Source organism: Limosilactobacillus panis, assembly GCF_019797825.1.
Classification (GTDB): Bacteria; Bacillota; Bacilli; order Lactobacillales; family Lactobacillaceae; genus Limosilactobacillus; species Limosilactobacillus panis_A.
Genome location: NZ_CP081855.1, coordinates 753,980 through 778,658, shown reverse-complemented (window position 1 = coordinate 778,658; position 24,679 = coordinate 753,980). Strand labels below are relative to the sequence as shown.

At 48.4% G+C, this 24,679-nt stretch carries 19 protein-coding genes and 2 other annotated features; all 19 genes read right to left on the bottom strand.

Features of this window, described 5'->3' with window-relative positions; translation table 11 throughout:
• Positions 1 to 2: 2 nt before the first annotated feature.
• Positions 3 to 2,621 carry a DNA mismatch repair protein MutS gene (gene mutS, locus KZE55_RS03605; RefSeq protein WP_222259352.1) on the bottom strand — a complete coding sequence of 873 codons (2,619 nt, stop codon included), beginning with the start codon at positions 2,619 to 2,621 and terminating at the stop codon, positions 3 to 5.
• 173 nt (positions 2,622 to 2,794) lie between these two features.
• The gene (rny, locus tag KZE55_RS03600) at positions 2,795 to 4,318 is read right to left on the bottom strand and encodes a ribonuclease Y (protein WP_396442468.1); all 1,524 of its coding nucleotides are present in this window, start codon (positions 4,316 to 4,318) and stop codon (positions 2,795 to 2,797) included.
• 395 nt (positions 4,319 to 4,713) lie between these two features.
• Positions 4,714 to 5,784, bottom strand: a complete 1,071-nt coding sequence (recA, locus tag KZE55_RS03595; protein WP_047769753.1) for a recombinase RecA — start codon at positions 5,782 to 5,784, stop codon at positions 4,714 to 4,716.
• A 90-nt stretch (positions 5,785 to 5,874) separates the two neighbouring features.
• On the bottom strand, positions 5,875 to 7,122 hold the full coding sequence (locus KZE55_RS03590) for a competence/damage-inducible protein A (protein WP_222259348.1): 1,248 nt from the start codon (positions 7,120 to 7,122) through the stop codon (positions 5,875 to 5,877).
• Positions 7,123 to 7,246: 124 nt separating this feature from the next.
• Positions 7,247 to 7,831: a CDP-diacylglycerol--glycerol-3-phosphate 3-phosphatidyltransferase gene (pgsA, locus tag KZE55_RS03585; RefSeq protein WP_222259346.1), complete on the bottom strand. Its 585-nt coding sequence runs from the start codon at positions 7,829 to 7,831 to the stop codon at positions 7,247 to 7,249.
• A gap of 18 nt (positions 7,832 to 7,849) precedes the next feature.
• Complete coding sequence (locus KZE55_RS03580) at positions 7,850 to 8,941, bottom strand: helix-turn-helix domain-containing protein (protein ID WP_222259344.1); 1,092 nt, start codon at positions 8,939 to 8,941, stop codon at positions 7,850 to 7,852.
• Positions 8,942 to 9,025: 84 nt separating this feature from the next.
• Complete coding sequence (gene yfmH / locus KZE55_RS03575; protein ID WP_222259342.1) at positions 9,026 to 10,324, bottom strand: EF-P 5-aminopentanol modification-associated protein YfmH; 1,299 nt, start codon at positions 10,322 to 10,324, stop codon at positions 9,026 to 9,028.
• A gap of 5 nt (positions 10,325 to 10,329) precedes the next feature.
• A complete protein-coding gene (gene yfmF / locus KZE55_RS03570) occupies positions 10,330 to 11,577 on the bottom strand; it encodes an EF-P 5-aminopentanol modification-associated protein YfmF (protein WP_222259340.1) in 1,248 nt (415 codons plus the stop codon).
• 141 nt (positions 11,578 to 11,718) lie between these two features.
• The gene (locus KZE55_RS03565; protein WP_222259338.1) at positions 11,719 to 12,573 is read right to left on the bottom strand and encodes an amino acid ABC transporter substrate-binding protein; all 855 of its coding nucleotides are present in this window, start codon (positions 12,571 to 12,573) and stop codon (positions 11,719 to 11,721) included.
• A 21-nt stretch (positions 12,574 to 12,594) separates the two neighbouring features.
• The gene (locus KZE55_RS03560) at positions 12,595 to 13,272 is read right to left on the bottom strand and encodes an amino acid ABC transporter ATP-binding protein (protein ID WP_047769768.1); all 678 of its coding nucleotides are present in this window, start codon (positions 13,270 to 13,272) and stop codon (positions 12,595 to 12,597) included.
• Positions 13,273 to 13,284: 12 nt separating this feature from the next.
• The gene (locus KZE55_RS03555) at positions 13,285 to 13,932 is read right to left on the bottom strand and encodes an amino acid ABC transporter permease (protein WP_047769770.1); all 648 of its coding nucleotides are present in this window, start codon (positions 13,930 to 13,932) and stop codon (positions 13,285 to 13,287) included.
• Between the two features lie 75 nt (positions 13,933 to 14,007).
• Positions 14,008 to 14,357: a binding site (T-box leader), on the bottom strand.
• A 52-nt stretch (positions 14,358 to 14,409) separates the two neighbouring features.
• Complete coding sequence (gene mreD / locus KZE55_RS03550) at positions 14,410 to 14,946, bottom strand: rod shape-determining protein MreD (protein ID WP_056962133.1); 537 nt, start codon at positions 14,944 to 14,946, stop codon at positions 14,410 to 14,412.
• A gap of 6 nt (positions 14,947 to 14,952) precedes the next feature.
• Positions 14,953 to 15,810, bottom strand: a complete 858-nt coding sequence (mreC, locus tag KZE55_RS03545; protein ID WP_222259336.1) for a rod shape-determining protein MreC — start codon at positions 15,808 to 15,810, stop codon at positions 14,953 to 14,955.
• A 146-nt stretch (positions 15,811 to 15,956) separates the two neighbouring features.
• Complete coding sequence (locus KZE55_RS03540) at positions 15,957 to 16,961, bottom strand: rod shape-determining protein (RefSeq protein WP_222259334.1); 1,005 nt, start codon at positions 16,959 to 16,961, stop codon at positions 15,957 to 15,959.
• Positions 16,962 to 17,113: 152 nt separating this feature from the next.
• The gene (locus KZE55_RS03535; protein WP_047769778.1) at positions 17,114 to 17,740 is read right to left on the bottom strand and encodes a JAB domain-containing protein; all 627 of its coding nucleotides are present in this window, start codon (positions 17,738 to 17,740) and stop codon (positions 17,114 to 17,116) included.
• Positions 17,741 to 17,788: 48 nt separating this feature from the next.
• Positions 17,789 to 19,105 carry a bifunctional folylpolyglutamate synthase/dihydrofolate synthase gene (locus KZE55_RS03530; RefSeq protein ID WP_222259332.1) on the bottom strand — a complete coding sequence of 439 codons (1,317 nt, stop codon included), beginning with the start codon at positions 19,103 to 19,105 and terminating at the stop codon, positions 17,789 to 17,791.
• A gap of 78 nt (positions 19,106 to 19,183) precedes the next feature.
• On the bottom strand, positions 19,184 to 21,841 hold the full coding sequence (locus KZE55_RS03525; RefSeq protein ID WP_222259330.1) for a valine--tRNA ligase: 2,658 nt from the start codon (positions 21,839 to 21,841) through the stop codon (positions 19,184 to 19,186).
• 76 nt (positions 21,842 to 21,917) lie between these two features.
• Positions 21,918 to 22,133 (bottom strand) — a binding site (T-box leader).
• Between the two features lie 44 nt (positions 22,134 to 22,177).
• Complete coding sequence (gene thiI, locus KZE55_RS03520) at positions 22,178 to 23,398, bottom strand: tRNA uracil 4-sulfurtransferase ThiI (protein WP_222259328.1); 1,221 nt, start codon at positions 23,396 to 23,398, stop codon at positions 22,178 to 22,180.
• An 18-nt stretch (positions 23,399 to 23,416) separates the two neighbouring features.
• Positions 23,417 to 24,565 (bottom strand): cysteine desulfurase family protein, encoded by a 1,149-nt coding sequence (locus KZE55_RS03515; protein ID WP_222259326.1) that lies wholly within the window; start codon positions 24,563 to 24,565, stop codon positions 23,417 to 23,419.
• Positions 24,566 to 24,679 lie beyond the last annotated feature (114 nt).

Below are 24,679 nucleotides of genomic sequence, written 5' to 3'. Positions count from 1 at the left end.
CCTCACTTTAGCTTTTGCTGCCACTCATAGAGCTGGTTCATAACTTCCATCGGCGTCATCCCCATCAAGTTCAGTTCCTTTAACTGGTGAAGAATCTTTTGCCCCTTGCTATTAGTTTTACGGGTAGGTTGCGGTTGGAAAAGCTCTAGCTGACCATTAGCTTCTACCGCTGGTGCCACGGGGTTTTCTTGGGCTGGGGCTTCCTTGACCTGGCCTTTATGATCGGCCTTTTTAACCGTCAACTGAACATCCTGGTGTTCTAGCCCCTTCAGAATCTCATCGGCACGGTTCAACAAAGTTGGTGGCATACCCGCAAGCTTGGCAACGTGGATCCCGTATGATTTATCAGCCGGGCCCGCACTAACCTTATGCAAGAAGACAAGCTCACCATTTTTCTCGGTTGCCCCAACATGGACGTTCTTTAACCGTGGCAGGGTCTTTTCCAAACTAGTCAATTCATGGTAGTGGGTCGAAAAGAGGGTCTTGGCGCGAACGCGCTCATGCAGGTATTCAATAATTGCCTGAGCGAGGGCCATCCCATCGTAGGTAGCGGTCCCCCGGCCAATCTCATCGAAGAGGATTAGGCTGCGGTCGGTCGCGTGACTGAGGGCATTATTAGCTTCCATCATTTCCACCATGAAGGTACTTTCCCCGGAGATTAGGTCATCAGCCGCCCCAATCCGGGTAAAAATCTGGTCAAAGATTGGTAATTCTGCCCGGCTAGCGGGCACGAAGCAACCAATCTGGGCCATTACCGCAGTTAACGCCAACTGGCGCATGTAGGTGCTCTTCCCGGACATATTAGGGCCCGTAATGAGTAAAACGTCCGTCTTGTCATCCATTTTAACGTCGTTGGGTACGTACTCCTGGTGCCCCATAAACTTTTCAACGACTGGGTGACGGCCATCCTTAATCTGCAAATTATGGCCAGTGTTCATCTGTGGGCGAACAAAGTGGTAGTCTTCACTAACAACCGCAAAGCTCTGTAAGACGTCCAACTCAGAAAGAGCCCTGGCGAGTTTCTGGAGCCGCTTGATCTGCCCCTTGACCTGTTCACGAATTTTGACAAAAAGATCGTATTCCAGGGCTACCGACTTCTCTTGAGCGCCTAAGATGAGGGCTTCCTTTTCTTTTAATTCTGGGGTTGAGAATCGTTCAGCATTAACCAAGGTCTGTTTACGCTCGTAACGGTCTCGCGGAATCTTATCAAGGTTAACCTTGGTGACTTCGATATAGTAGCCGAAGACATGGTTATACCCAATCTTCAGGTTATTAATACCGGTAATTTGCCGTTCTTGAGTCTGCAAATCGGCAATCCACTGCTTGCCATTATTCATGGCGTCCCGGTATTTATCAAGTTGCTCGTTATAACCATCCTTAATCACTCCACCGTCAGTAACCGCAATTGGTGGTTCTTCCACAATCGCCTGATCAATCAGACCGGCGATATCACTCAAAGGGTCCAAACGGGTGGTCAAATTTTCAAAGACCGGCAAATCCAAGGTTTCAAGGACATATTTAATCTTGGGGACCTGCTGTAAAGAAGTCTTTAGCTGAATCAAATCCCGACCATTGACACTCCCATAAGCAACCCGACCGGCAAGCCGTTCAAGGTCATAAACCTTGATTAGTTCCTGCTGGATATTGCTCCGCTCAAAGTAGTGGTTTAACAGTTCCTCAACCTTATCCTGCCGTTTAGCAATTTCCTGGGGGTCAATTAATGGACGGTCAATCCACTGTTTCAAAAGTCGGCTCCCCATGGCAGTCTTCGTTTCGTCAAGTAGCCACGACAGGGTCCCCTGACGCTTCCCGCTACGCATATTCGTCATTAATTCCAGGTTAGTTTTGGAATAGTGGTCAATCTTCATGAAGGCGTTCGCACGGTAGGAAATTGCTCGTTGCATGTGCGCAAGCGACCGCTTTTGGGTTGTTAGCAAGTAAGACACGAGGAGGCTGACAACGTATTTCTGCCCCGCATCCTGAAGGTCCTGAATCAGATAACTGATCTCCGATTGTTTGAGGATTTCTTCCTGTTTGGACAAGAGAATGTGGCGCTTCTTGAAAGCTGCGAGCAGTTCATCCGGTAGTTCACCAGCGCTGACAACTTCCTTACTCTGCAAATTGATCAACTCGTTGAGGACCCCGTTGACGCTATCAAAGGTGGTCGTCTTCAGCTCCCCCGTCGAAAGGTCCGTATAGGCCAGGCTAAACTGACCATCTTTTTTGCTAATTGCCGTCAGGTAGTTATTATTACGGGCCTGGTCACCGTTCAAATCCATCTGGGTTCCAGGAGTCACCAGCCGGGTTACGGCCCGTTTTACCATTCCCTTAGCCTTCTTAGGGTCCTCCATTTGTTCACAAATGGCCACCTTATAACCCTTGTCAATTAAGATATCAACATAACTGTCAACCGCCCGGTGCGGGACCCCGCACATGGGGATCGGGTTCTTCGCGCTGTGGTTCCGGGTGGTCAGCGTTAATTCTAATAGCTGGGCTCCCTTAACCGCATCATCGTTAAAAAGCTCGTAAAAGTCCCCGAGACGGTAAAAAAGGAAGGCGTCCGGGTACTGGTCCTTCACTTTTTGGTACTGCTCCATCATCGGTGTTAATTTTTTGACCACAAAGGTTCACCTCATTAATGTATTTTACTCGTTCGTTCATATTCACACAGTCTAATTATATTTTTTGACCCTGACCAGTGCAAGCATCCGCAGACAAACTGCCCTTATTTTAAACTCAAAAGAGGCTGGGGAAAGTCCACAACCTCTTTTCAGTCTGCATAACGGGTACAGCCCTATTTAGCATAATCAATTGCCCGTACTTCACGAATAACGGTCACCTTGATGTGACCAGGATATTCTAGTTGCTGTTCAATTTTCTGCTTAATATCGTGGGCCAAAGTCGTTGCCTGAAGGTCCGAGATTTTCTTAGGCTTAACAATTACCCGTAATTCACGACCAGCTTGAATTGCAAAACTATGGTCGACACCGTCATAACTATTAGCTATGCCTTCCAGCTTCTTCAACCGCTGGATATATTGCTCCAGGGACTCGCTCCGTGCTCCTGGCCGGGCACCAGAAATAGCATCGGCGGCTTGAACAAGGACCGCAATTACTGAACCCGCTGGAACATCACCGTGGTGGGATGCAATCGTATTGATTACAACCTTGTTTTCCTTATACTTCCGGGCTAACTCGACCCCCAACTCAACGTGGGAGCCATCGACTTCGTGGTCAATTGCTTTTCCAATATCGTGAAGGAGTCCGGCCCGTTTGGCAAGGGCAGCATCCTCACCAAGCTCACTTGCCATAATTCCCGCAAGTTTAGCAACTTCAATCGAGTGGTCCAGGACATTCTGACCGTAACTGGTCCGGTACTTCATCCGGCCAACCGTTTTAATCAGGTCCGGATGCATCGAATGGATTCCGAGGTCAAAGAGGGCCTGCTCACCAGTCTCCCGAAGCTGGCTATCCATCTGCTTTTGCGCCTTTTCAACCGCCTCTTCAATCCGTGCTGGATGAATCCGGCCATCCTGAATTAGCTTTTCCAATGCAATCTTGGCAATTTCACGCCGGACAGGATCAAAACCACTGAGGACCACTGCTTCCGGAGTATCATCAATGATCAAGTCAATCCCGGTTAAGGTTTCTAGAGTCCGGATGTTCCGGCCTTCCCGACCGATTATCCGGCCCTTCATGTCATCATTTGGCAAGTTGACGACTGAAACTGTCGCCTCAGACACAACATCCGCAGCGCTCCGCTGAATTGCTTCCACAATCAGTTTCTTAGCGTTCCGGTCAGCAGTCATCTCTGCCTGCTGTTCACTGTCCCTAATCATGACCTCACGTTCAGTCTTCAACTTATCCTTCATCTCATCCAAGAGTTGTTGCTTGGCATCGTCGTGAGACATTTGCGCAACTTTTTCCAATTCCACCTGCCGTTGGTCGACTAAATCGTCGGCGGCCTGTTGTTGACGGTGAAGTTTTTCCGTCAACTGGTCAACCTTGTGTTCTCGGTTGCCAAGTGCGGTCTCCCGCTTTTCCAAGGCGATATCCTTATGGTCAAGGCTGGTCTCACGCTGGAGCAAGCGGTCTTCTTGCCGTTGGATTTCGTTCCGTCGTTGCTTTAGTTCATTTTCAACGCTTTCACGGTAGCGGTGACTCTCGTCCTTTGCTTCCAGGATTGATTCCTTTTTCGCCGTTTCCGCTTTCGTCTTGGCTGTAGAAATAATTTCTTCAGCAGTCTGGTGTGCTGCCGCCAGCTTCTTTTCATAACTGGCTTTACGAACAATATAGCCAATAATAAGACCGACAACCATAGAAAGCGCGGCGAAAATTAATAACTGCACTATTTCACCCCCGCTTCAACTATTTTGTTGTTGGTTGGTTAATTAATTTCACCGTGTCGTGCAAAAATTACACCACACAGAATAAATTTTAAGCTTGCAGAAGAGTAATTGTCAACTACTTAACATTAATAAGCCGTCAAAAAATAAGTTTCATGCCAGCCGGGATGCCAAACTTAAAACGCTGATTGACACCGAAAGTAGCAGTCGTAGTTCGTATTCAGCCAACTTACTACATGACATACATTTCCCCGTAACCAGGTTGCATTCTCTAGAAAGCAAAAGTGGCTAGCGAGAAAATATCGTTTTCTCTCAGCCACTTAAATTCGCGCGTTCTAACTAGTTTGCCAACTGCTTACTGGTCCTAGTTAGTTTTTACTGGCTTTTTCAATTGTTTCCTGCTGGTTAGAGCCCTTAGTATCCTCACCATCAGTATTCTGATCATCCAGTGGCTTCATTCCGTAAGCAACCCGGACCTTATTCATAAGTTTATTCATACTTTCTGGGTGGTCTGCTAGCCACTTTTTGGCGTTTTCACGTCCCTGACCAATCCGCTCGTTGCCGTATGAGTACCATGCACCACTCTTGTTGACAAGGTCCTTTTCTACGGCCATGTCGAGGAGTTCCCCGGTCTTGGAAATCCCTTCACCGTACATAATATCAACTTCGCACCGCTTGAACGGGGGCGCAACCTTGTTCTTAACGATCTTTACTCGGGCTTTGTTACCAATAACGTCTGTCCCGTTCTTAATCTGTTCGGCACGCCGAATCTCCATCCGGATGGTGGAGTAGAACTTCAGGGCCCGTCCACCAGTTGTCGTTTCCGGATTACCAAACATTACGCCGACCTTTTCACGGATTTGGTTGATGAAGATTGCAATTGTCTTCGTCTTGTTAATCTCACCCGACAGTTTCCGCAGGGCTTGTGACATTAACCGTGCCTGCAAGCCGACATGGGCATCTCCCATATCACCGTCAATTTCAGCCTGGGGAACAAGGGCCGCAACCGAGTCAATAACGACCAAGTCAACCGCCCCACTGGCAATCAGAGCATCCGCAATTGCTAACCCCTCTTCACCGGTATCTGGTTGTGACAATAATAGGTTATCTACATCAACACCCAATGCTTCGGCGTATTGTGGGTCAAGGGCATTCTCGGCATCAATGTAAGCTGCCGTGCCCCCCTGCCGCTGGACTTCCGCCACCGCGTGCAGAGCAACCGTTGTCTTCCCCGAACTTTCGGGACCGTAGATTTCAACAATTCGACCACGGGGGTAACCACCAACACCAAGGGCCTTATCAATGGCTAAAGAGCCACTAGAGATTGTGGCAATCTTCATGTCGGCGGCATCACCCATGCGCATGATTGAACCTTTTCCAAAGTTCTTTTCAATTTTTTTCAGTGCAACATCCAATGCTGCCTTACGCTGGTCTGCCAAATTAAATTCCTCCTTTACAAGGTCTTATCTGTCAATTAACAATACCAGTTTTTGGGCTAAAAAACAAGAAAAATGCGAACAGCGGTTCGATTATTCTCGTAACTGTTGGTAAATCATCTGTAGTCCGTACTGAACACTAAGATTTCGAATCTCCTGCCGGCCACTGTATTCAGGTAGGTGCAAAAGCTTGGTTTGCGTTTGTTGCCCCCGAACCGCCAGGCCGAGCCAAACCGTTCCTGCTACTTGGCCTTCAAGCGCATCGGGGCCAGCAACGCCCGTGAAGGCCAGTCCAAAGTCCGCATCAAGCTTTTCCCGACTATTTTCGGCCATTGCCTGGGCCGTTTCAGCACTAACAACCCCGTGTTGGTTGATGATTTCCGATGCAATGCCGAGCAATTTCTCCTTAGCACTAGCTGCATAAGTAACAAAGCCCCCGTTAAAGACATTCGATGCGCCGGGAACGGAACAGATTGTGCTTTGGAACATCCCCCCAGTCAGACTCTCCGCCCCCGTAATCGTTTTCCCCTGTTTTTTGAGGAGACTGACAACTTGGTTGACCAACGAACAATTATCACCAAAGCCGAAGAAGTATTGGCGATCAACTTTCAGGATAGCGTCCGCCGTTGCCCCCAACACCCGCTCGGCTTCACTGGCAGATAAATCAGGAACTGTCAATCGGACCTGAATCCGACTCGGCTGGACATAGGAAGTCACGGTAACCTGGCTAAACTTCTTTGTTGCTTCGCCAATTTCTTCCATCAGGGTCGATTCCGGCCGACCAAGAAAATTCATCGTCCGGCTAGCAATCCGCTGACCGCTACCAAAGGTTGCAACCAGGCGCGGTTCAACGCTCTTTTCCAGCATCGCCTTAAACTCTGCCGGTGGCCCGGGCAAAACTACCACGACACGGCCATCAGTTGAGTACCAGCTACCTAACGCTAGACCAGCAGGATTTGCCAGCGGCTGGCCACCGGTTAAGTAACGGGCCTGCTGAATATTTTCATTAAGCAACTTAATCTGCCGTCTCTTAAAGACCTGCTTAATCCACTGCCAGTGTTTTTGATCCGTCGTCAGACTCGTATTAAGGGCAGCTGCAGTACTTTTTAGCGTCACATCGTCAGCCGTTGGTCCTAGGCCCCCACATACAAAGATCAAGTCGGCCCGACGCCAGGCCGCCTCAATTGCGTCTTCAATTTGCTGGCGCTCATCCTTGATTGTCACCTGGTATGGAGCAGCAATATCAAGTTTTGCCAGTGTCTTAGCTAATAGGGGGACATTCGTGTTGACAACTTGCCCCAGTACCAGTTCCGTTCCCACAGAAATAATCTCGGCATTCATTTTTTAACCTCCTAAATATTAAATACGCAAGCGGGTTGCTTTCTCACCAATAATTGTCAAACAGCATGAATCAAAAAAGGGACTGGAGAAAGAATCACTTCCCCAGTCACCTCCAAAAATACGTTTATTTAAATCCGTCAGAAAAGACATCCCGCCCCTGGATGAAGTAATCAACACCCGAGTAAACGGTGAAGAACAAGCAGATGTAGAGCATGATTTGACCAAACGGGATATTCCAAATAGCAAAAATCACGTTATTTAAGAGCAAGAAGATAATTGCTATAAATTGGGTGGTCGTCTTGATTTTCCCCGGCATCTTAGCGGCCAAGACTATTCCGTCCTGTTCAACCAGCAACAATCGGAGACCCGTAACCGCAAGTTCTCGCCAGATGATGATTGACGTTACCCAGGCAGGGACGACCTGGTTCCCTGTTAAGACAATAAAGGCAGTCATTACCAGGAGCTTGTCAGCCAAGGGATCGGTGAACTTTCCAAAGTTAGTAACCAGGTGGTTCTTTCTGGCAATCCGGCCGTCCAGGTTATCAGTAATTGTCGCCGCAATAAAGAGGATTGCCGCAATTAACTGCGCCAACGGTATTGTTGCTCCCAAAAATGTGACGCTCCCCCAGGAAAGGGGCAGGACCATCAACAACAGGAAAAACGGGATAATTATCAAACGGACAACAGTTAACTTATTAGGTAAATTCAATTTTATTCCTCCATAATTTTAACGCGTGGTCGTTGTCGTAGTGGCTGCCGGCTGCTGGGGCTGTCTAGTCGTAGTGTTCGTTGTTGACCGGGTCGTTGCCGGTGCCGCATTAGTTGTTTGCTGTTGACGGTTGCCAGTATTGACTGATGAGGCACCAGTACTAGTCGTGTTAGTCGTCCGGTTATTTGTTACCACACTACCAGTCCGGCTAGCCGTACTTGACGAACTACTGCTCGTTGATTGCTTACCAAAGTTAATCGTAATCGTCCGGACATTTTGGTTACGGCCACTGTTAGTAAAGTTAATTGTTTGATTCCCAATCTTGATCTTAGTAGCTGCGGGGTTAGTAACGGTAATCACTAAGGAGTTCGTATCGCGGTTAACGGCAACACTAGCCTTCCCGTTAGTGTTTAATGTCCGGTTCAGAACGGTATTGTTATTATCCAAAACCCGGACAACTGAGCTAGCGTTAGTCTGGAACTGCAGGTTAACCTTGCTCTTCAGCTTATTAGCGTTATAGACAACACTCGTTGCGGTCCGACTAGTTTCTTTAAGCTTAATCGACGCACTGGTCTTCTTTGGTGCCGCCTTCTTCTTAACGGAAGAAGAGTGTTTCTTACTTTCGCCGGAAACGGAAACTGAGCTGTTGTCAATCCGCGTTGAGTTATCACGGTGACTACGAGCAATGGCGGTTACCCAGATTGCCGCGAGGACAACAATAATCACACAGGCAATAATGACGGTCGGCAAATACTGGCGCGCCTTGCTAACACCGTTACTGACGGTTTTGCGCTGGCTGGCCCGCGTTTCGACGGCTTGCGAAATATGGTCAGAGTATTCGGCCGTCTTTGTCTTTGGCAGGTCATCGTCATATTCACGAAGCAATTCATCGCCGTTTAACCCCACAGTATTAGCATACTGCTTGATGAATGCACGGACGTAGAAGTCGCCTGGCAGTTCATCAAATTTTTCGTCTTCAATCGCAATTAAGTACCGCTTTTGAATTTTAGTAATTTGCTGCAGGTCATCTAGTGTGTAACCCTTTGCTTGACGAGCACTCTGCAGCTTTTTACCAATTTTTACTTGTTGTTTGCTGTCATTTTCACTCATTATCTTATCTCCAATTAAAAACAGTTTTTACCTCATTGGACATTATATCATGATGGTCCAAATGTAAAAGTTAAGAAAAATATATTATTGGTGCTGGGGCATGATTTGGTAAACCGACATGCCATCTGGATTAATGAAGTCAGCAGCGGCCGCCTTTAAATCGTCAAGGGTAATTGCCCGCATTATTCGGACCTCATCCATCACGTTAGCCCCATCAAATAACCGACCGGCATAACGGTTGCCAATTTCCTCCGGTGAATCGAGCAGGCCAATCAGTCGTCCCAATTCACCCCGTTTGACCCCTTCAAAACGTGCTGCGGCCTGGTCAACCTGCTGGTCGGCGTCCTCCAGAATCCGCATGACCTCATCGGCAAACTTCTCCGTCTGGTCCGTATTCGTGCTGAAGTACGCGAAGTAAAACGCCCTTTGCATGTCCAGGTTATAGCTAAACGAGTCGTCAATAACCCCTTCATCATAGAGGCGCAAATAGTTATCGGACGTGTCATCCAGCAGGACATCCAAAAGTAGGTCAACCGCCAGCTTATACTTTAACCGGGCCCGCCCATCGTCAAAGGATTTCAGCCCGCGAATGCCGACCATCACCTTAGGCCGGTTAACATTCATCGTTAAGGAACGAAAGGGAATTACATCCTTACCGGTCGGGTCGTTGAGTTTAAACCGCCGGTCCGGCTTTTCCTGGGGAGCAAAGTCCTTTTTCTCCTGGTTAGCCACTACCCACTTAATCGTCTCCTCCGGATCTAAGTTACCAACCAGTAGTAAGGTCATGTTGCTGGGCTGGTAGAAAGTCCGGTAATTCTCCATCAAGATTTCCGGTGTAATTTTACTAATGGACTCCACGGTCCCGGCAATGTCAATGTGCATCGGGTCATGGGGGTAAAGGTTGCCCAACATCCCCAGGTAAAGTCGCCAGTTTGGATCATCATCATACATCTGAATCTCCTGGCCGATAATCCCCTGCTCTTTTTGGACCGTCTGGGCAGTAAAGTAGGGCTGCTGAACAAAGTCGAGGAGAATATCAATGTTTTCATGGAGGTGGCTAGTCGTGGAGAATAGGTAACTAGTCTGGGTAAAGCTCGTAAAAGCGTTCGAGTCCGCGCCGAGTTTGCCGAACAGGTCAAAGGCGTCGTAATCCTTCTTTTCAAAAAGCTTATGTTCAAGAAAATGTGCCACCCCATCGGGAACGTGGATGGGTTCCTGACCACTATAAGGGACAAAACAGTTATCAATTGAGCCGAAGTTGGTCGTCATCATTGCGTAGGTTTTGTTAAAACCAGGCATCGGCATTAGGACAACGTTTAACCCGTTTGCTAACTGCTGGTGGTAGGTTGACCGATTAAAGTCTTGATAAAAATACTTTTCCATATAACTTAATTTTCACCACTTAATAAATATACTGCTTGTTGCTTCAGTGACCGGGCGACCCGTTGGATTTCTGCCCGGGTAACGGCGTTAAACGCTGCCGGAATATCGGCCTGCTGAACACCCAGGAGGTTGCGAACTAGTTGGCGCTCCAGGAGGTTACCGGCAAGGTCATTACCGGAACGGTACTGGTTGATGAGCCCCGCTTTAACTTCGTTGAGTCGTTGGTCACTATAATTATCTTCTTGAACCTCTTTGAGTTGCGCATTGATCAGTTCCTCAACCCGGCGGGCGTCGCTAGACTTAATCCCCGTTTGTACCGTCAGTAAACCATTGAAAGGCATCAACCGACTTGAGGCATAGTAAGCAAGACTTGCCTTTTCACGAACATTTGTAAACAACTTTGAGTACGGGCTGCCCCCGAAAAGGCCGTTAAATACCAGGCCGGCGTAATACAGGGCGTGCCCATAATGAATCGGTAGCTGGTAACCAAGATTTAGCTTGGCCTGGCTCAGCTGCTGATACTCAACCTGACGCTGGATTTGGCGATAAGGACGCTGGTCATAAATAATCTGACCGAGGTCAATTTGACGATCGTTAAATGGCAGCTGCTGGATGGCCCTGATAACCTCCTGTTCGTCAAGGTCCCCAATGATCAAGATATCAACCCGGTCATCCTCAATCATTGACTGGTAAACCGGGTAGAGGTTTTGCGCCGTCAGCCCAGCAATCTCACTAGCCTTACCGAAACTCGGTGTTTGCATTACCGAATCATCGGCGTAGTAAAGGTCCAGCAAGCGACGGGCTGCCCAAAATTGCTTGTCATCATAGTAGCTGTTGATGGTGGCACCCAGGTTATGGGCCTGCCGCGCAAAGGTTGCTTGGTCAAAGGCCCCATCGGATGCTAGGGGGTTAAATAAAATTTCACGGATTAGGGCGATCACCTGGTCGAACAGGTTAGTGTGGGCCAACTGGTCATTAATAAAGCCGGCCTTCAAGCGAACCGTGTGAAGTAGGCCAACCCGGCCAACCCCCATGCTGATGTATGTCCCATACTGTTGGGCGAGGCGACGGGCAAGGGCCGTCTGAGTCGGGTACTTCTTGCTACTTGTCTCCAGCACGTTGGCCACGAGGCTACGGGCGGTGGCATTAGTGTGCGTCTGGGGCGTCGTAAAATTAATGAGAATCTGATTTGCCTTAAACTGTTTCGTCGGGATAACGTCAAGGTTAACCCCACGAGCGAGATTATAATGCACGAGTATCGTTCCCCCTTTATTAAAGCTCGTTTGCATACTGAATAATGATACGTTAAATGGCCACAAATTACAAACGAAGTCAGCACTAATAAAAAAGGCCCCCGCACAAGATGAATCACCTTGTGCCAAGCGCCGATTTCGTTACTGCCGATAATTGTCTGGCCCTAAGAAATTACTGTCTCGTCCAAACCACTTTTCATTAATCTTCCGTAACTGGCCATCCTTTTGCAGGTTTCCCAGCCCCCGGTTGATCTTATTACGGAGGGTCTTGTCACCCTTCCGCATCCCAACGCCGAAGTATTCTACCGGCAACTTCTTGCTGACGTATACCTTGTAGGCGTTCCTGTTCTTTTGGTGTTGAACATAGTAGTCTGCGTAAACCTCATCCATGAGGATTCCTTGAATTCGGTTGGCGTTCAGGTCAATGAAGGCGTCCGGGAAAGTATCGTACAGGACCGCACTCTTCCCCTTTATCTTATCCTTTAACAGCCGTGGCTTCTCATCCAAAACCGCCGCCCCGGTTGAACCATTCTGGACACCGAGGGCCTTACCGGTCATTCCGCTCAGGCCATTGATGTGACTACTACGCTTGGTAACCAGGACCTGGCGGTTAGCAAGGTACGGGCGACTAAATGCAACCTTCTTTTCTCGGCTGGAATTAATCGAATAGCCGTTCCATAAAAGATCGATGGTACCGTTCTTCAACTCGGTCTCTTTCATTGACCAGTCAATCGTCTGAAAGTCTGCCTTAATTCCGTACTGCTTAAATACCGCCTTAGCAAGGTCAATATCATAGCCAACCAGCTTACCGTTCTTTTGCCGGTAACCCATCGGGACAAAGCTATCGTCTAGCCCAATGACAACCCTTTTTCGTCGCTGGATTCGTGACCAGGTGTCCTGCGTATTGGCCCGTGTTGTTACACTTTCACAACCGCCGAGAAGAAACAGCGGAACAATGAGAAGCATCAGCAACCAGATTGTTTTAACCTTCTTCATATGCTTCTTCCTCTCTATTTCCTAATTCTTTTCCTGGTCAAGGTCTTGCACCTGCTTGAATGAGTCATCCAAGGCCTTTACTTTCAAAATGTCATCGGCAATCTTATTGGCAAAGTCAAAATCGTGGGTAACAACCAATTGGGTCATCCCGTCCTTTTTCAGGCCTAGGATAATCTTCGCAACTTCTTGCCGCATCGTCGGGTCCAAAGCGGAGGTTGGTTCATCATAGCAGAGGATTTTCGGCTTCATCGCCAGGGCCCGGGCAATTGCCACCCGTTGCTTTTGTCCCCCGGATAGCTGGTAGGGGTAAAGGTCGCCCTTATCGTCCAAGCCCAGCTCATCTAACAAATTCTTAGCAATCTTTTGTGCAGTCGCCTTATCCTTCTTCAGGACCATCACCGGCGCCAGGGTAATATTTTCCATCACGGACAAGTTAGGAAACAGGTTATAGTCTTGGAAGACAACGCCAATCACCCGGTCTGATTCCGCCGTTCCCTGGGGGTCAAATGGCTGCCCATCGATTAGGAACTGGCCACTATCCGCCGTTTCCAAACCGGTAATGCATCGGAGCAGGGTTGTTTTCCCCGCCCCAGAGGGACCAACAATACTTAAGATCTCGCCATCCTTAACTGTCAGGTTGACGTTGTCGAGAATTACCCGACTGCCAAAACTCTTTCGTAAATTTTTAACTTCTAACATATTCGACCCCTCCTACTTGAAGTATGCGTATCGCTGTTCAACTTTCCGCAATACCAACGTGCAAATGCCAACTAAAATCAAGTAAATCAGACCAACCAGCAATAGTGGGACAAGGGTGACGTCCCTTGACGTTGCAACGTTTCCGGCCCGTAGTAAGTCGCCAAGCCCGATGACGTAAACTAATGAAGAATCCTTAACCAGGTTGATGACTTCGTTCCCAATTGATGGGATAACGATCTTGACCACTTGGGGGATTACAATCTTACGAAGGGTCTGCCAGTAACTTAACCGCAGCACCCGGGCAGCTTCAAACTGACCCTCGTCAATTGCTTGAAAACCACCGCGGAAGATTTCTGCAAAGTAGGCCGCGTAGTTAAGGATGAAGGCAACCAGGGCCGCGTCATAACGTTGGAAGACGATCCCAATGATTGGTAAACCGTAGAAAACAAAGATCAACTGTAGCAGCAGTGGTGTCCCCCGCATCAGCCAAACGTAAATTTCCAGAATCCATTTCAAAGGCTTGATTTTGGAGATCAGCCCCAAACTAACTAGGATTCCCAGTGGTAACGAACCAATTAGCGTCCAAAAGAAGATCTGGAGGGTTAACGACGCCCCCTGGAATAGTGATGGTAAAATTTCTGAAACGTAGTGCAAAGACATATTATAATTCCTCCTTCTCCACTGTCGCAAACGGCACTAAACAAAAAATCCTCTAGAACTACCAAGCAGGTAATTCTAGAGGACGAATCATTCGTGGTGCCACCTCATTTCGTAGTTGCCTCACAGCAACTACCTCACTAAGTTCATTTGTTGAACCCCGCTAAACAAAAAACACCCCCGAGCCATAATGGCTACGAGGGCGTTTCCGCGGTTCCACCTCATCTTACCAACTTTCTCGCAAAAGCTGGCCTCAGTGAGTTCAATAAATAAACTCTGTGCTGTAACGGGCGACCCCGGACCTTCCTACTTTGGTTTCAGAAGGTCAACTCACAGATGTGATTCAAGTATTTTAATAGGTTCCTTCCCATCAACCGGAACTCGCTTAGCTATTAAAGATGCTTTACTAGTCTGTTCATTGTCATTCGCTTGATTGATTGTTAGTATACTACAATCACTTTTCTCCTTTGTCAAGGGTAATTAAACTTTATTTTCAGTCGTTGCCCAATTGAATAAGGACTGAATCGGCCAGTATAAAACCACAAAGTAAACCAGGTTGAGGGCCAGTGTAGGCGCCAAAGAAAAGGCCAAGAAGTCACCAAAATTAGTATTTGTGACTCCTACCATGTAGTAGGCCCAGTAGTTAATCGTAGCAAACGCAACGACGTCAACAAAGAAAATCATAATCATTGATAAAAATGACCCACTGAAATACTTTGCCAGAAGCTGGGTCAAAGCGACAATGCATGGATAAAGAACCATGTATAAGCCTAAGATCCCAGAAGAGTACATATCGGCAACTACTCCCGCCGCAATGGCAAAAGGAATTAGCGGAATATCAATCCCATTTTCAAAGAAATAGGCCAATACTAACCACAGCAAAGCCAACTCACTCATCATCGAATATGGGTACCGGAAAAACAGGGGCGCCCAGACGTGACTCAAAGCCCCATCAAGAAAGAGACTTACAAATAGGCCGAGCGGGAAAACGTATTTTAATCGTGATAATCGATACATAAACGGTCACTCCTGAGAAGCACTCTCTGCAACCGTAACAATGTTAATGTCGTTAAAGTTAGCTGCAGGGGTAATGTAAACCTTTTGCGCCAGGCCATAATCGTCTTTGCCAATCCGTGATACCTTACCAACATAGAGACCCTTGGGGGTGATACCACCCATTCCGCTGGTAATCACTTTGGTACCGACCTTGATTTTTGCCTTTGAGCTGACCTGTCCCATTATTATTTCATTGCGGTTTGCGTTATAGCCGGTAACGATTCCATTGACAACTTGGTCCCCCTTATTGCCAATGGAAATGGCAAACCGGCTGGAAGCCTCATTGGTATCACTCAGCAACTCAACTTTGCTGTTGGTCTTATTAACTTCAATGATCCGACCAATTAAGCCCCCGTCACTCATTACCGGCATGTTCTTTTTAATTCCACTTGACTGTCCCTTGTTGATAACTAACTGTTGCTGCCAAGAAGATGGTGTCCGCATCAAAACGGCGGCCGTGACCGTATCATAATCCGTCATTGATTTACCAAGTTTCAATTCCTGTTTTAACTGTTTGTTCTCGTGAGCAAGGGTTTGGTCCCGCACCTTTGTCTGGGCCAGTTCGGTCACTTGTTGTTTTAACTCCCGATTTTCCGAATAAGTATTCATCAAGTCATTAACGGAACTGAAACTGGTCTGCAACCAATTAACCGGCAAGGCGACTGCACTATCTGCGAAGCCGACAATGTCATTACCGAATTGTTGAATCAACGGTGGCGTGTTCCGCCGATTCCGCAATGAAATCGACCCTGCCATCAAGCCAAAGCAAACGACCAGAATTATCACAATGATAACCAACTGACGATTGGAAAAAAACTTGTGCATGATAATCCTCCATTATAGGCAAGATAATAAAAGGGGGCTAGACAAAACAAATCGTTTTGCGACCAGCCCCGCCTATCACTAGCCAATTCTAATGATACGTATTTTCCGCTGCAATATGCAGCTAGTCAATACTCATTTCTCTTTTCTTACTTTTTCTTCATAACATCGATACTCTTCAAGGACTCCCCTGTCCCGATAGCTACACAGTCTAACGGGTCATTGGCAATAAATACTGGTACTTTAGTAGCATCAGCAATTACGTCTGGCAAGTTCTTCAGAAGGGCACCGCCACCGGTTAAGACAATCCCGTGGTCGATAACATCAGCAGCAATTTCTGGTGATGTTTCTTCCAGGGTCCCCTTAATAGCGTTGATGATGTTTTCAACAACGTCTTGCAAGGCGGTCGAAACATCCTTAGCAGAAACCTGCATCGTCTTTGGCAACCCGGTTACCAGGTCCCGACCACGAACATCGGTCGTTCCCATTTCTTCAGCTGCCGTAACGGAGGCAGAACCAACATCCCACTTAAGTTTTTCTGCTGTTCTTTCCCCAATCAAGAGGTTCATATTTTGCCGTACGTATTGGACGATGGCATTATTCATCTTGTCACCAGCCATCCGGATGGAACGACTTGAGACAATGCCTCCTAAGGAAATGGTAGCAACATCTGTGGTTCCCCCACCAATGTCAACAACCATACTCCCGGTAGGATCCATGACCGGCAGGCCCGCACCAATTGCGGCCGCAAATGGTTCTTCGATGACATAAGCATCCCGGGCACCAGCAACACGGGTAGCGTCAATAACTGCCCGCTTTTCAACTTCAGTGATACCACTTGGAACACATACCATGACGTAAGGTTTGCCGTTACTGTTCCCCAGCGCCTTGTTGATGTAGTACTTCATCATTGCCACGGTCGTGTCGTAGTCAGCAATTACACCGTCCTTCATTGGACGAATAGCAACGATACTCTCTGGCGTCCGGCCAATCATGTCCCGTGCGTCGCTACCAACTGAAATCACTTCGTTTGTTTTAGTATTCCGAGCGACAACTGATGGTTCACGGAGAACGATGCCCTTACCTTCGAGGTAGACAATCGTGTTGGCGGTTCCCAGATCGATTCCAAGATTTTTGGTTCCGATTCCTAGCAATCTGCTTCTTCCCTTCGTTTTTAGACTAATAATCAATTTTAATCAATATCGTGGATATTATACCATAGCCACGCGTCACATACGAACTTTAATATACATTATTAGCCTTCCCGGGCACAATTTTAGTTCACATATTTACCTTTTCTTTACTTTTAGGGATGAACCTGCTGCTTTTCCCGCCAACTGTAGTAACGGTCCCGTCCAACAATTATGAAGTCAAGCAGACGGAGTCCTAACAAGCGGCTCCCCCGGTCAAGCCGTTTTGCAAATGCTAGGTCCTGTGCGGACGGGTGCACATCCCCAGACGGGTGGTTGTGGATCATGATAATTCCACTAGCCGACCGCCGTAGGGCATAGCTGAAGATCCGGTCGGGGTATAATACACACTCGCTCTGCCCACCGACAAAAAGGGTCTTCAAGTCAATGATCTCATTGTGGACATCAGTACACGCCAGAGTGACCCCTTCCTGGTCCTCACCCAAAAAGTAGTCAATCATTTCCCGTCCTAAAGCCATGCTGGAATAGGCGTGGCCCAAAATTTCACGGTGCCCTTTTAGTACCAGCTGACCAAGCTCCATCGCTGCAAGTAAGCATCGCATCTCTGGTCCCCAGGATAGGACCGCCCGCCGCTCATCATCAGTCATATTTTTGATGCTCGTTAACGTTGGAAACATCTCCCAAAACTTCATCACGAGTTCCTGATTGCGTTCCGGCGTATTGGCACAAATCCCCTTCGCCAACAGGTCTAAGTAATGGTCATTGTGTATTACTTCTAACATATCTACTCAGCTCCTTAAGTGTCTTACTGAATAAATACGGAAAGGGAACTAATTGTCACTAAATAAGTGCCGAACTTCAGAAATAAAGTAGAGCGACCCCGTAACAATCATCACGTCATCCTCACTGAGCCCTTGTGCGACCTGCTGAAAGGCAAGTGGCCACTCTTTGGTAACCTTAATTGGGTACCGGCTTTTAATCTTCTTCGCGACCGCCGCCAAGTCCGCACTCGGCCGCTTGGGACCGGGGCCCGCAAAGTTGGTGACGGTAATATGGACATTGCCGAGACTCGCTAACTCGCCCATCATCAGCTCGTACTGTTTGTCAGCTAAAATTGCGACCAAAAGGTAGACATCCCGACCGGCGAAGTCACCCTGGATTGTTTTAACCAGGGCCTGAATTCCGGGAAGGTTGTGGGCCCCATCCAAGAGGACCAGGGGCTGGGGATTAACTACCTCCAGTCTCCCCGGCCAGTTAACCGTTGTCAGTCCCTTAATGACGGCGGACCGGTCAAGCGGTGAGACCTGCTCTTTCATGAAAAGTTGAAGAGCAGTAATAGCAATCGCGGCATTTTCTACCTGGTAGTCGCCCCCGAGACCGAGTTGACACTTAAGGTGGCGAAGCTGGAGTCCCTGGTAATCAACCTTAGCAAAAAAGTGGTGGTCATCAGCCTTCTGGATAGTAAAGTCAGTTCCCAGCTTATAGAGGGGGGCCTTTTTACCAGCCGCATCCTCGATAATTGCCGCCTCCGCGCTTGATGGCAACTTCCCAATCACCACCGGAACATGGTCCTTGATGATTCCCGCCTTTTGCTGGGCAATCTCTTTAAGGGTGTTGCCGAGGTACTTCATATGGTCCCAGCCAACCGTAGTAATGACACTGACTGCCGGGACAATGACGTTTGTGGAATCAAACAGGCCGCCAATTCCGACCTCCAGCAAGACAACGTCCGGCTGCTTTTCTGCCATGTAGCAAAACATGATGGCAGTATCGATCTCAAACTCGGTTGGTCCCCCCATGGGAAGCTCCTGGTCCAACTTAGCGACAACCTTGCTGACCCGGTTGGTTAACCGGACTAAATCGGCGTCACTTATCTGCTGGGCGTTGTATTCGATGCGTTCATTGAACCGGGTGATGAACGGGGACGTAAAGCTGCCGACGCTCAGGCCACTCGCCAACAGCATCGACCGCAGCATTGCTACTGTCGACCCCTTACCATTGGTCCCCGTCACGTGAATATACTTCAGTCCTTTTTGGGGGTTACCAAGTTCATCGAGAAACCGACGCATTCGTTTTAGTGTCGGCACCTTTTTAAACTTGGTCCGCCCGTGAATGAAGTTCAGAGCCTCTTCATAAGTTGAAATCATCTTTCCATCCCCTTAGCTAAACAAAGAGCCCCCGTGTCCGGTAATTCCGGATACTAAGGACCCTCTTTCTAAATTACACTATGCATTTTCGAGGGAAGCAAGCCGGTCCTTAGCAGCGGCCAGTTTTTGCTGCCATTCAACGGCCTTTTGCTTCTCAGCTTCAACAACCTTTTCAGGTGCGTTTTCAACAAACTTCTTGTTACCAAGCTTCTTTGAAGAACGGTTGACTTCCTTCTCCAACTTGGCAATTTCTTTTTGCATCTTCGCCTTTTCTTCATCCAGGTCCACCAGTTCGGCCATTGGGATGAAGACTTCCGCGCCGGCAAGGATACTTGACATGGCCAGCTTTGGTGCGACCACATCGGCACCAATTTGCAACTCAGCCGGATGACAGAAGCGGTCGATGTAGTCACGGTTATTCTCCAGCATCCCCTTCAGGTGGTCGTTCTTGGTCTTAACCAGGATGTCCACCGGTTTAGACATTGGGGCGTTGGCCTCGTTTCTGATACTCCGCACCGCCTTGATCATTTCAATCAAGCTGTCCATCTGTTCCGTGGCGTCCTCATCATCAAGGTCAGCGTTAACCGTTGGGTATGGTGCGACCATGATTGACTTACCCGTGTGCGGCATTGATAGCCACAGCTTTTCAGTAACAAACGGCATGATTGGGTGCAAGAGCTTCAAGGTTTGGTCCAGGACATAACCCAGGATGTTCTTGGTATTCGTCTTTTCCTCGTCCGTCCCGTTATTCAACTTTTCCTTGGTCATTTCAATGTACCAGTCACAGAAATCATTCCAGATAAAGTTGTAAAGGGCCCGGCCGACTTCACCGAATTCAAACTTCTCGGACATTTCGGTAACCTGCTTGACCGTGGCGTTTAACCGGCTTAAGATCCAGCGGTCGGCCAGGTCCCATTTATCCTGTGCGGGCAGGACTGGTGCCGGCATTTCGCCCAGATTCATGATGACATATCGGCTGGCGTTCCAAATCTTGTTGATAAAGTTCCAGGCAGCGTCCATCTTGGTGTAAGAGAAACGAATGTCTTGACCCGGCGTGGAACCATTGATGAGGAACCACCGTAAGGCATCGACCCCGTACTTCTTGATGACGTCCATTGGGTCAATCCCGTTCCCCAAAGACTTACTCATCTTCCGTCCCTGCTCATCACGAATCAAACCGTGTAACAAGACGTTCTTGAACGGTGCCCGACCAGTAAATTCAAGTGACTGGAAGATCATCCGCGAAACCCAGAAGAAGATGATGTCGTAACCGGTAACCAGGGTATTAGTTGGGAAGTAGCGCTTAAAGTCCGCGGAATCGGTATCCGGCCAGCCCATCGTGGAGAATGGCCATAGGGCACTAGAGAACCAAGTATCAAGGACATCCTTGTCTTGCTCCCAGTTTTCCGCATCCTTTGGTGCTTCCATTCCAACGTAGACTTCCCCAGTCTGCTTGTTGTACCAAGCAGGAATCCGGTGACCCCACCAGAGTTGCCGGGAAATAACCCAGTCATGAATATTTTCCATCCACTGGGTGAAGGTGTGTTCGAACCGTTCCGGAATGAAGTTGACCCGGTCGGCCGTCTTTTGGTTCTTCAATGCCATTTCAGCAAGTGGCTTCATCTTGACAAACCACTGGGTCGAAAGCCGGGCCTCCACTTGGACCCCGGTCCGTTCGGAGTGACCAACGGAGTGGACAATTGGGACTACCTTTAACATGTAGCCCTGGTCCTTCAAGTCAGCAACAATGGCTTTCCGGGCCTCAAAGCGGTCCATTCCCTTGTACTTACCGGCGTTCTCGTTCATCGAAGCGTCTTCGTTCATGGTGTTCAATTCCGGCAAGTTGTGCCGCTTACCAACCTTAAAGTCGTTCGGGTCGTGAGCCGGTGTGATCTTAACCATCCCAGTTCCGAAGTCCGGCGTTACGTAGTCATCAGCGATGATCTCGATTTCCCGGTTAACGAGCGGTACCATGACTTTCTTGCCGACTAATTCCTTGTAACGGTCGTCATTTGGATTAACGGCAACCGCTTCATCACCAAACATGGTTTCTGGTCGGGTAGTGGCAATTTCAATATAGTCCTTACCGTTGAAGGTAGTGCCATCAGTAAATGGATACTTAACGTGGTAAAAGGCACCCTTATCATCCTTGTGAATGACTTCGATATCAGAAAGGGCCGTCCGTGCTTGTGGGTCCCAGTTGATAATGTAAGTTCCCCGGTAAATGAGGCCTTTCTTGTAGAGGTCAACGAAGACCTTCCGCACCGCCTTGTTCAACCCCTTATCAAGGGTAAAGCGTTCTCGATCATAGTCGACGGAAATTCCCATCTTTGCCCATTGCTTATGAATGATGTCGGCGTATTCGTCCTTCCAGTCCCAAACCTGTTGAACGAACTTTTCCCGACCAAGGTCATAACGGGAAATTCCCTGCTTCTGCAAGCGGGCTTCGACCTTCGCCTGGGTAGCAATCCCTGCGTGGTCCATCCCCGGAATCCATAGAACATCGTAACCCTGCATCCGCTTTTGACGAATAAGGATATCCTGCAGGGTGGTATCCCAGGCGTGGCCCAGGTGCAACTTACCAGTTACGTTCGGCGGCGGAATAACAATTGAATATGGGTGGGCCTTCTTATCACCACTCGGCTTGAACAGGCCCTGATCAATCCACCATTGGTAGCGGCCCTTTTCGACTGCTGCGGGATCATACTTAGTTGACATCTCTTTTTCAGTGTTCATCGTACAATCGCTCCCTTCATGCTTCATAAAATAAAATCAATTAAATTGACCTAAATAAAAAATCGCCCTATCAAACAGATAGGACGATTAGCTCGCGGTACCACCTAAATTGAACAGTCCAATCGACTGCTCCACTCAACATTAGGTAACGGTAATGAACCGGATGCGCTTACTATTGGTTCAGCTCATCAGCTCCCGAGCTACATTCGTGAACCGGTGATCAGGCCTTCACACCTCCGGGCCCTCGCTGGTGGTCTGCCGCGTTCATTACTATTTCGGTCAATGCTTATTATGCTTATATCATAGCTAAATAATTCCTGGCCGTCAAGGACTGTTTTACAGTAATTCCGCAAAGACGTCCTCGTTTTGGTTCAAGAAATCCTCACCAGGATGAATATCAGTGATCTTCACCCCATCTAGTGAACGTTGAATTAAGCCATCAATGTCTAAGTGCTGCTCGTACTTACGAGCCTTCTTAACACTTGGCTTCGTCTTGGGCGACGGTGGCGTGAAAACGGTACAGCAGTCTTCGTACGGCAAGATTGACAGGTCATAAGTATCAATTTCTTTAGCAATCTTGATAATTTCGGTCTTATCAAAAGACAGGACTGGTCGCAATACTGGATAATTAGTCACGTCCTCAATTGCCAGCATACTCTCCATTGTCTGGGAGGCCACCTGCCCTAGCGACTCACCGTTAAAGATTGCGAGGCCGTGTCGTTTCTCCATTAAGGCCGTTGCCAAGCGAAGCATCATCCGCCGCTGGATGGTCATTAGGTATCCCTCCGGCACCTTCTCCTTGACCGTTTCCTGAATCTCGGTAAACGGCACTTGGATAAACTTGATGTGGCCACAGTACTTAGCCAGCTTTTCCGTTAGCTGCTTGGCCTTGGCCAGAGCTTGGGGACTAGTGTACGGCGGACTGAAGAAGTGAACCATCTCCATGGAAACGCCCCGCTTCATGCCAAGGTAGGCCGCTACTGGGGAGTCAATCCCACCGGAAAGCATCATCATACCCTTTCCGGCCGTACCGACTGGTAAGCCACCGGCCCCCTTGATGGTTTCACTGGACAGGAAAATACCGTTCAAGCGAATCTCGACACGGATAGTGAGGCCGGGATGGTGAACATCAACCTTCAACTTGTCGGGGAACTTATGCAAGAGGTCCCCACCAAGTTTATCGTTCATTTCAAAGGTATCGATTGGGAAGTGGTGGTCAGACCGCCGGGTTTCAATCTTAAAGGTGATTGGGTGGTCAACCTGCTCTTCTACCATCTCCTCAGCGGCTTTGGCAACCGCGGCAAAGTCCTTTGCCACCTTGATTGATGGGGAGAAGGTTTGGATACCGAAAACATTCTTTAACTGCTTCATTACCTGGTCATAGTCGGCCCCATTCAGTTGAACGTGCAAGCGATCTTGCTGAGCGTGAACCTTGACCTGGTCAAATTGGTGGAGGGCATGACGAACGTTCGTCCCGAGACGGTCAATAAAGGACTTTTTGTTGCGTCCCTTGGTGGACAGTTCCCCATACCGAACCATAATTTCTGTGTACTGCACTTAATCTCCTCCTTCCTACTAGTCAATAATCTTCTTGAAGCCGGCATAAAGGTTGTCAAAGACCTGGTTGAATTTGTCAGCTTCTTCGATGGTATTTTGGTCACCAAGACTGATGCGGACCGCACTCGTTGCCTCGTTTTCCGGCGCCTTCATTGCGGCTAGTGTCCCCGCCTCTGCATGCTTCTTGGAAGAACAAGCGCTGGTCGTGGAAATGTAGATACCTTGTTCCTCAAAGGCGTGAACAATCGTTTCTCCCCGGACACCGACAATCGCAAAGCAGAGAATGTGGGGGGCAAAGCCCTGGTCACGGCCAGAAAAAATCTTAACATGATCAAACTTCTTCAGGTGGTCGTAGATCCGCTCTTTGATTGCCTGCTCTTGCTGAACCGCCCGTTGCTCGTTTTCCTTTACAAGACGGATGGCCCGGGCCATTGCAACGTCACCCGGGGTATTCTCTGTTCCACTCCGTAGGGTCCGTTCCTGGCCCCCACCGGAGATCAACGGCGCAATTTTTCGGCCACTCTTCATGTAAACAAAGCCAGTGCCCCGGGGCGCATGGAACTTATGCCCGGAGAAGGTGGCAAAGTCCACCCGGTCACTGAAAATCGCACTGTCGAGGCCCTTGCCGATTGCCTGCACCGCATCAACCATGTAGTGGACGTTAGGATAGTCCTTCAGAATCTCACCAACTTCTTTAATTGGCTGAACCGTCCCAATCTCATTGTTGACGGCCATGATTGATACTAGGATTGTATCTGGACGAAGGGCGGCCTTCACATCTGCCGGATTAATCCGTCCTTCACTATCAACTGGCAAGTAGGTCACATTGAAGCCCAGCTCTTCTAATTGGGCCATTGAGTTCCGTACCGCCGCGTGCTCCACTGCCGTTGTGATAATATGCTTACCAAAACGACGCTTGGCAAAGGCCGTCCCCTTAATCACCCAGTTATCGCCCTCAGAGCCACCGCTGGTAAAAATAATCTCGCTCGTCTTGACTCCAAAGAGCTTGGCCACTTGCTGACGGGCTTGTTCAAGCAGATTCCAGGCTTCTTCACCAAAATTATGCAAACTGCTTGGGTTACCCCAAATCTTTTGACTAACTGTATCGTACGTTGCTAAGACTTCCGGAGAAATCTTCGTCGTTGCACTATTATCGAAATAGATCATCACTCTGCTCCTCTGACAATATAATCTGATGGTCAGTAGCCAGCAAATAATCGCTGACAGGTTGGTTCGACACTTTCTTAAAGCAACTTTATATTATAGCAAAAAAAGACCAGA